This is a genomic window from Cryobacterium sp. 10I1 (assembly GCF_035019805.1).
Classification (GTDB): Bacteria; Actinomycetota; Actinomycetes; order Actinomycetales; family Microbacteriaceae; genus Cryobacterium; species Cryobacterium glucosi.
The window spans coordinates 1-1194 of sequence record NZ_JASJVF010000492.1 but is presented as its reverse complement, the minus strand read 5'-3'; the positions used below and the strand labels follow the sequence as shown (position 1 = coordinate 1194).

General features: G+C 71.4%; 1 protein-coding gene and 1 pseudogene. One reads left to right on the top strand and one right to left on the bottom strand.

Going from position 1 to position 1194, the window contains the following annotated elements; all coding sequences use genetic code 11:
- Positions 1-530, bottom strand: a pseudogene (locus QN345_RS19325) (MFS transporter); the annotation flags it as partial.
- A 110-nt stretch (positions 531-640) separates the two neighbouring features.
- On the opposite strand from QN345_RS19325, the gene QN345_RS19320 reads away from it, so the two are divergent.
- Positions 641-1194, top strand: a 554-nt coding sequence (locus QN345_RS19320; RefSeq protein WP_323509149.1) for an IclR family transcriptional regulator, incomplete at its 3' end; no start/stop codon positions are given.

Here is a 1194-nt window from a genome sequence, read left to right as displayed (position 1 = left end):
GCGGATGCCGCGGCACCGAGCAGCGCCCCGACGACGGTTCCGAGGCTGAAGCAGGCGTGCATCAGCGGCATCAACGTCTTGCGAATCGCCCGTTCGGCCGCAGCGCCCTCGACGTTCATCATCACGTCGAGAGAACCCATCCCGAGGCCGACGGCGGCAAGGCCCGCGAAGACGACCGGGGCGGATCCGAGCAGGGTCGCGCCGGCGCCGACCACGACCAGTCCGATCGAGGACGTCGCGACGCTGATCGTCATGGCCCGGGGGGCGCCGAAACGGGCGAGGAGCCGCACCGCGACGACCAGGCCGAGCACAGAGCCTGCCGAGAGGCCGAAGATGAGCACGCCGACGAGTGCGGTGTCGAGCCGCAGGCTGTCGCGAACCGCGGGGATGCGTGCGACCCAGCTGGCGAGGCCGAGTCCGCTGATGAAGAAGACCGCGAAGACGGCGTTGCGCCAGGCGAGGGTGCCGGGGCCGTTCGGTGATCCGGGGCTCGGAGCGGACGCATCCGTCGGTTCGGAGGGCGCGGTCATGGTCGTTTCCTTAACAGGCTCGGTCGGGGGGTATCCCGTCAACGCTATCCGATCTCCGGCGACGTACGATGGGGCTGGAGTCGAGCGCAGCGGGGCGCGAGGGGGGAATCGTGGCAGGACGCACCACCTCACCGGGGCAGACGGTGACCTCGCGCGTGCTCAGCATCCTGGCCGTCTTCGAGTCCAGCCCCTCCGCGCGGACCCTCTCCGAGATCTGCACCGAGAGCGGCCTTCCCCAGAGCACCGTGCACCGCCTGCTCGGCGAGCTGGAGGAATGGGGCGCCGTGCAGCGGGATGCCCGCGGCCGGTACCAGATCGGCCTCCGGCTCTGGGAACTCGGCCAGCATGCCGGACGGCAGCTGCGCGACGTCGTGCGCCCGTACCTGCAGGACCTGTTCGGCCTCACGCAGGAGACCGCCCACTTCGCCATCCGCGACGGCGCGGACGTGCTCTACATCGACCGGGTCTACGGGAGCAGGAGAGTCCCGCAGGCCTCCCGGGTGGGCGGGCGGCTGCCGATGCACGCGACCGCTGTCGGCCGGGCGATCCTCGCCTTCGAGGCGGGCTGGGTGCGTGACGCCGTGCTCGGCGCGGCGCTCGTGCAGCGCACCCCGTTCACCAAGGCCGACCCGGAGCAGCTCCGCCGGGAACTCGACAAGGTACG